This is a genomic window from Orenia metallireducens (assembly GCF_001693735.1).
In the GTDB taxonomy this organism is placed as follows: domain Bacteria; phylum Bacillota; class Halanaerobiia; order Halobacteroidales; family Halobacteroidaceae; genus Orenia; species Orenia metallireducens.
The window spans coordinates 149819-156589 of sequence record NZ_LWDV01000009.1; the positions used below are offsets into that span (position 1 = coordinate 149819).

The window sequence follows — 6771 nt, forward strand, 5'->3', positions numbered from 1 at the left end:
ATTATATATTTTAGCAGAGTAAAATTAAGATTTTATTAACTAAAGGTTAAATTTAATTAAAGAATTTTAAATTTTCAGTTTAGGAAATAATTATAGTAATTTTTGAATTTATTCATACAAAGTTGTATAATAAATATTAACGATATTATCTTCCTTAGAATATCATTAGTTAGAGGTGTTAAATTTTTTTGATAATTGTCAATAATAAGGGTTAATATAGATGTTTTATATTGGCACTAGAACTAAATAAATAGAGGTGATAAATAAAAATGATTATTAGAAAGTCAGAACGTGAAATAGAGATTATGAGAAAAGCAGGAAGCATAGTTGCTCAAACTCATGCGCTCTTAGCTGAAAAGGTTGCTCCAGGAATTACTACTGGAGAATTAGATAGAATTGCAGAAGAGTTTATTCTAAGTAAAGGAGGAAAGCCTGCTTTTAAAGGATATCAAGGTTTTCCTAGTACTTTATGTGTAGCAGTTAATGAAGAGGTTGTTCATGGTTTCCCTGGAGAGAGAGTTTTGGAAGAAGGAGATATTATCGGAATAGATTTAGGAGTTTTAATCGATGGCTTTTATGGTGATTCTGCCTATACTTTAGCTGTTGGTGAAATCTCTGATAAGGCTCAAAATCTATTGAAGGTTACTGAAGAGTCGTTACATAAAGGTATTGAGCAAGCTGTAGAAGGAAATAGACTCTCAGATATTTCTCATGCCATTCAAGAGTATGTTGAGGCAAAGGATTATTCAGTGGTACGGAGGTTTGTGGGACATGGGGTTGGAAGAAATCTACATGAAGATCCTCAAGTGCCCAACTTTGGGGCAGCAGGTAGAGGACCAAGGTTGAGAGAAGGGATGGTTTTAGCTATTGAGCCTATGATTAATGTAGGAACTCATAGAGTTAAGATATTAGATGATGGTTGGACTGTAATTACTGCTGATAAGGAGTTATCAGCACACTTTGAACATACTGTTGCTATAACTAAGGATGGTCCAAGAATTTTAACATTACCATAAATATTATAGATTAGATAAAAAGGGTTTAGAGAAGAGCTCCTCTAAACCCTTTTTGCTATTTAATTATTGATTGCTTCAATAACAGAGGTGGTGTTAGTAGAAATATTTATACAATATATAGGTAATATAGGTATTGCGACACTTTTAAGAATCACACCTCACCCTAACCCCTATGAGGAATATAAATCAATTCCTCTTCGTACAAGATCAGTCTCTCCTATTCTTAGGAGAAGGAAGAAAAGAGAAAGCAGTTCCCCCTCTCATCAGATGAGAAGAGGGGGCTAGGGGGTGAGGTCTGAAATTGTCGCAATAGACTCACTAGTCACCACTACTATATATCAAAATTTCATTAATCCAACCCATAAACAATCAACAAGTTAAGTATATTTTTAAGATTAGAGTGCAATTATATAGGTGAGAGTACATATATAAGATTTCAAAAGGAGGTAGATTAATGGCATTTCATGAAGAGAATTTACCAGAAGAGGTTAAAGATTTTCATAGAATGATTCAAACAGTAATTGAAGAGTTAGAAGCAATCGATTGGTATCATCAAAGGGCTGCAGCTACAAGTGATCCACAGATTAGAGCTATAGTAGAACATAATCGTGATGAAGAGATAGAGCATGCTGCTATGGCGTTAGAATGGTTGCGTCGTAATTATTCCAATTTTGACCAGTATTTTCAAGAATTTTTATTCAGTGATGGACCTATTACCCATGCTGATGATGAGCATCACCAAGAGCATGGTCATAGCCATGGACCTGTAGATAGTCCAAAGATGAGTATTACTGGAGACCATTCCTTAGGAATAAAAGGATTAAATAAAAGGGGGTAGAATGATGAGTAATTTAAGAAAAAAACTAGCTCCAATCCCTCCTGAAGCTTGGGGATTTATAGAGTCAGAAGCTAAAGAAGTATTGAATATGAAGTTAAGTGGGCGTAAGGCAGTAAGCTTTATTGGACCAAAGGGAATAGATTTTGCTGCTGTTAATACAGGTAGAAGAATCTTATTTGATGATTCACAATTGGAGGGAATTAGACATTATAAAAGGCATGTACTACCTTTAGTAGAGGTTGAAGTCCCTTTTAAAATGAGTTTAGAGGAGATAGAAGCTTTATCACGTGGTGCTGAAGATGTAGATACTGACTCCTTAATTGAGGCAGCAGAGAAGTTAGCTAGGGCAGAGGATGAAGCAATCTTTTATGGAATGGATGAAGTTAGTATAGAAGGTCTAATAGATGCATCTTCTCAAGATATAATTAACATTAGTGAAGAAGAGGGGATAGTTTCAGCAGTAGCTAATGGGGTTAAGAACTTGGTAATGGAGAATATAGAAGGACCATATATTCTTCTATTAGCACCCTCCCTATATTCAATGTTATATAATTTAAATGAGATAGATGACAAAGGATATCCTACTAAGAAGAGGTTAGAAGAGTTGATTCAAGGAAGAGTTATTCCTGCTCCAGTACTTGGTGATAAAGGATTATTATTATCTACCCGTGGAGATGATTTTGAATTGATAGTTGGACAAGATATCTCTATTGGTTATAATTCTCATGATAATGATGAAATAGAGTTCTTTTTTATGGAATCCTTTACCTTTAGAGTAAATACACCTGAAGCTATAGTAGTATTAAATTAATATTTTAAGAGAGTTTGGATTTTTAATTAGATGTTGTTTAAATTCAAGCTCTCTTTCTTGACATAAAATTAATAAGCTGGTATAATAATTTAGTAAAATTAAGTTTATTTCGGGCTGTGGCGCAGTTTGGTAGCGCACTACGCTGGGGGTGTAGGGGTCGCTGGTTCAAATCCAGTCAGCCCGACCACTTACAAACATTGATATAACAAGGATTGAGAGAGTTTTTATTAACTTTCTCTTTTTTATTTTTTGACTGTTTCGCAATAATTATTTTAAAAATTTATTCTCCGAGTATATTATCGAGTTTTTGAACTGTTTCTTTTTGCATAGAAGGGGTGACATGAGAATAAGTATCGAGAGTTTGACTGATGGAAGAATGCCCTAATCTTTCTTGGACTATCTTTGGATGAACTCCAGCTTTGAGCATCAAAGTAGCATGATTATGCCTTAAATCATGTAATCTAAATTGAGCTAACTCAGCCTTTTTAGCAACTTTATTAAAAGTCCTAGTTGTATATCTTGGTAGGAAAGGAAACTATGCTCTTTAGTAAAGACTAAATCGTGTTCATTATTATATTTGCTGCCTAGTCTTAATTTGTTCTCTTTCTGGGAGATTTTTCTTCTCTTTAATATTTTAATTACATCTTCATCTACATCAAGTGGTCGGATGCTAGCTTCAGTTTTAGTCCCTTTGACATTTTTATAGACTCTTTTTTGATAGATTCCATGAATAATCACTTCTTTTTATATAAAATAAACCTCTAAACGGGGTTTCATTAGCTTTTAATGGATTTTAACTTGGCAATATCATAAAGATTCTCTTTAGTTACTGCTTCTAAAGTCTTAGTTTCTCCTTCAAGTTTTTCTATGTTCTTATTAACTTCACCAACTTTGATGCTGATTAACTCTGTCTGTTTATCTAGAGCATCGAAGCGTTTATCGAACTTTTCCTTTATACCATCAATTCTATCAGTTAGATTCTCCACTTCCTTTTTAACCTCTGAAATTTCTTCTTTAATAATTCCTCTTATCGCTTGTAATAATTCCTTATTTTCCATTTTGTCGACCTCCTTATTATATCTTTTATTATAATATATTTCGGGTGGAGTTATCAACTTGTTATCGCTTTTTAGGTTATTCTAAAATTATTTTATGGGGGTCATCTTTGTCTTGATGGTAACCATTAATTCTGTCTTCTATATCTTTAAACAATACTTGTTCCATATTAGAATAATTTAGTTTAAAAAAATGACCTGCAAGTCCTAAAGTTTTATAGCCTCTGTAATCAAAATGAGGTTCCCCCATTAAATTAGACATATAGTTTAGTGGTTTTTCTCTCATTTTAGTATTCTTCTAGACTTTTATAATTTAAAGTTGAGTGCATTCTAAATCTATTATAAAAAATTTCAATTTAACTTACTGTCTCAAAAATAGGGGGAAGGTCATTGAGTGCTAAAAATAAATTTAAATTACAGATAAAAGAGATTAAAAATATAAATTTTATAAAGGAATCTTCTTTGATAACCATATAATATTATGTTAAAATAAATTAAATAACATATAAAGGATATAAATAATAAATAAGATAAATTTAAGTTTTGCAGTGAAGCTCTTTTTTGAAAAAAGTAGAGTAAAGCCTTGTAATTACTGGGCTAAGAGAGGGTTGATAACCTTTCTCAATTGCACTACTGGAGGTTTACTGCAAAATCGAGGTTTTTTTAAATTTGCTGATCTGCTCTAAACCTAGATAGAATCAGGGGTTAGAGTGTGTGGCAAAATTGGGGTTTTATATTAACTATGTGAGATGTAAACACTAGAACAGGATACACATTTACAGGTTGGGATAAAGTTTTATATTAACTATGTGAGATGTAAATGCAATTATTACAGCAGTTGCAATTATATTAACTTTTGCAGCATATAAACTATCTAAATAATAACTAGCAGTTTCCCGCTCTGCTTTAAAAAAGTGGGACAAAATCAAAAAAGGAGGAATTATTATGAATATTCTAGATGAAGTTCTAACTATAGCGGAAGCATCTGAAATGTACGGTAAGGATACTAGTACACTAAGAAGGAACTTTGATCGCGGTGCATCTTTTAAACATGGCGTAGATGTCCGTAAAGCTGGTAGGGTCTGGCTAGTAACTAAAGCAGCAATGGAAAGAGAATATGGAAATAATTAATAATAAAACTCTCCTGAATTTTTTAGGGAGGTTTTACTTTTTGAAAGCGTTATGTATTTTCTTGATTGTATCCGAAGAACCACCTAGAGGGAAATAAAAATAAACTTTAATCATTATAATGCCTTTTAACTGGTTTCTTACTTAAGCCACCTTTTTTTACCATCCATGAGACCAGATTTTAATTTTTCACTTAAATAACTGCGAATATGCCAGGCTTTAAATCTGAGAGTTTAACTTTGCCAAGTAAGAAAATTATATGAGTATTGATTATGATATCATAATACTCTTGGGTAGATTCTGCTAAATTGACCAATAGTCTTTATACCATTTGTTAAGAAGTTCTGTTAATGCCATCTTAGAAGGTTCTATATATGTACCGTTTTCTACTTCATATTCGAGTTGGTGCATTACTTTTTTAGCTTCAATTTATAACATAAACATCTTAATTATTATCTCATTTATTCCTCATAAGATGAAACAAGCTTCCTTGTTATTTCTAAACTAACAGGAATTCCTCCAACACTAAAGTTCAATTGATCTATTGAATTTATGATACACCATACATTTCTCCCATTTTGTGATTTCACTTTGTCACTAACTGAAATGAAAGCATTAGTAATATCTGAAAATATTTTTTCTTAATATCCTCGGTAATTACATTTGAAAATGCATAAATTTTTATTACAATTTTATCATACTTGCCCTTCTTTCCCCCCCAACATACAAATTTGCAAACTCCTTAATATCTAATAATGCAATTGACCTCGAGATTGGATTGTCATTTAAACCCTCAATCTCTAAAATGATTTTAGTCAATTTCTCAGCAATAATGGATTTTTCCTCTTCAGTCATAAGATGTTTGCTTATTGCTACTTCTGCATATGGCATAGTCTTTTCCTCTTTTAATTTTTCTAAATTTAAAATAAACTATATAGAATTTAAAGCTCATAGATTAAACTCATATATAGCCATTGTTGTTATAAATTTCTATAAGTACTTAATAGTATACCATAATTTACATTTATATTTTATTTTACAACTTGAAAATTTGAAAGTGACAATAAGTTTATAAACTTATTGTATTAAATAATATTTTTTAAAGAATACCCCATACTAATAATAAATAAAGTAAAGAGAGGAGCATAAACATATGGCAACAGCAACTGTCACAGGTAATGAATTAAAGAAAACGATTATTAACTTTTTAAAGAAGAAGGATACTGGAGCTTTAGCTACTTCTGGAATAGAAACAAGGGTAAGCCCAGTTAAATACTTTCTTGGTGAAGGGTTGGATATTTATATTCATAGTAATGGTGGTTCTAAATTTAAGAATTTGGAAAAAAATAAAGAAGTCTGCTTATTAGTAAGTACAGAGTTCTATGGAGATTATGAGACTATCAAGGGTGTTCAAATCTTTGGTCAAGCAGAGGTAGGTCAAGAGGGTTCTGATCTTTATAAGCAAGCAGAAAAATACTGTCCTTTTGAGCATATGGGTGACGAAGGTGGATATATTATCAAGATTAATGCTAAAAAAGCAGTCTATAAAGATGCAGTAGATGGAGATGGAGAGAAGAATGTTTGGAAAGCTTAGTGAGTGAAAGCTACCGACTTAGTCGGTAGCTGAGATTGATGAAAAACCCCCACTAATTTTTTAGTGGGGGTTTTTCTATAGCTGAATTTAGTTAAAATTGATTTAGAGAGTAATAAAAATTTAATATTATTATCTGATTTTAGAAGAATAGAGTTCTTTTCTCTACGCTTAAGAACGCTTGCGATCTTTTTCATGTTTTGAACTGATGCTGTTAACAAACATTGTTCTTCAACATTTTTCTTTCCACGCATACGACAATAGCGAAGTCCATGCAGATTTTTTCCATCTGCAAAACTTCGCTCAACAGTTTCTTTTCTTTTTTTATAGAT

Annotated in this window: 10 protein-coding genes, 1 tRNA gene and 1 pseudogene; 6 read left to right on the plus strand and 6 right to left on the minus strand. The window is 31.9% G+C overall.

Annotated elements, in window-relative coordinates; translation table 11 throughout:
• Positions 1-269 precede the first annotated feature (269 nt).
• The 4 genes from map (at position 270) to U472_RS08645 (ending at position 2852) form a co-directional block, all read left to right on the plus strand.
• The gene (gene map / locus U472_RS08630) at positions 270-1016 is read left to right on the plus strand and encodes a type I methionyl aminopeptidase (protein ID WP_068717527.1); all 747 of its coding nucleotides are present in this window, start codon (positions 270-272) and stop codon (positions 1014-1016) included.
• A 454-nt stretch (positions 1017-1470) separates the two neighbouring features.
• A complete protein-coding gene (locus U472_RS08635) occupies positions 1471-1854 on the plus strand; it encodes an encapsulin-associated ferritin-like protein (protein WP_068717529.1) in 384 nt (127 codons plus the stop codon).
• Between the two features lie 4 nt (positions 1855-1858).
• Positions 1859-2665 (plus strand): family 1 encapsulin nanocompartment shell protein, encoded by an 807-nt coding sequence (locus U472_RS08640; protein WP_068717531.1) that lies wholly within the window; start codon positions 1859-1861, stop codon positions 2663-2665.
• Between the two features lie 110 nt (positions 2666-2775).
• A tRNA-Pro gene (locus U472_RS08645) sits at positions 2776-2852 on the plus strand.
• A gap of 93 nt (positions 2853-2945) precedes the next feature.
• On the opposite strand, the pseudogene U472_RS17210 reads toward U472_RS08645, so the two are convergent.
• The 3 genes and pseudogenes from U472_RS17210 to U472_RS08660 form a co-directional block, all read right to left on the minus strand.
• A pseudogene (locus tag U472_RS17210) lies at positions 2946-3116 on the minus strand (tyrosine-type recombinase/integrase); the annotation flags it as partial.
• Positions 3117-3441: 325 nt separating this feature from the next.
• Positions 3442-3723 (minus strand): hypothetical protein, encoded by a 282-nt coding sequence (locus tag U472_RS08655; protein ID WP_068717535.1) that lies wholly within the window; start codon positions 3721-3723, stop codon positions 3442-3444.
• Between the two features lie 76 nt (positions 3724-3799).
• Entirely contained in the window at positions 3800-4006 is a 207-nt protein-coding gene (locus U472_RS08660; RefSeq protein ID WP_068717537.1) for a hypothetical protein, read from the minus strand.
• A 659-nt stretch (positions 4007-4665) separates the two neighbouring features.
• On the opposite strand from U472_RS08660, the gene U472_RS08665 reads away from it, so the two are divergent.
• Positions 4666-4851: a helix-turn-helix domain-containing protein gene (locus tag U472_RS08665; protein ID WP_068717539.1), complete on the plus strand. Its 186-nt coding sequence runs from the start codon at positions 4666-4668 to the stop codon at positions 4849-4851.
• A gap of 190 nt (positions 4852-5041) precedes the next feature.
• Here U472_RS08665 and U472_RS17690 read toward each other — a convergent pair whose 3' ends face one another.
• Positions 5042-5164, minus strand: a complete 123-nt coding sequence (locus tag U472_RS17690) for a tyrosine-type recombinase/integrase (protein WP_083189833.1) — start codon at positions 5162-5164, stop codon at positions 5042-5044.
• A gap of 368 nt (positions 5165-5532) precedes the next feature.
• The gene (locus U472_RS17025) at positions 5533-5739 is read right to left on the minus strand and encodes a hypothetical protein (protein ID WP_068717541.1); all 207 of its coding nucleotides are present in this window, start codon (positions 5737-5739) and stop codon (positions 5533-5535) included.
• Between the two features lie 262 nt (positions 5740-6001).
• Here U472_RS17025 and U472_RS08675 point away from each other — a divergent pair, with 262 nt between their 5' ends.
• Positions 6002-6442, plus strand: coding sequence for a pyridoxamine 5'-phosphate oxidase family protein (locus tag U472_RS08675; RefSeq protein ID WP_068717543.1), 441 nt, complete (start codon positions 6002-6004; stop codon positions 6440-6442).
• Here U472_RS08675 and U472_RS17215 read toward each other — a convergent pair.
• Positions 6439-6771: transposase (locus U472_RS17215; protein ID WP_245684779.1), on the minus strand; the 333-nt coding region annotated here is incomplete at its 5' end. The two genes, U472_RS08675 and U472_RS17215, sit on opposite strands and share 4 nt — an antisense overlap.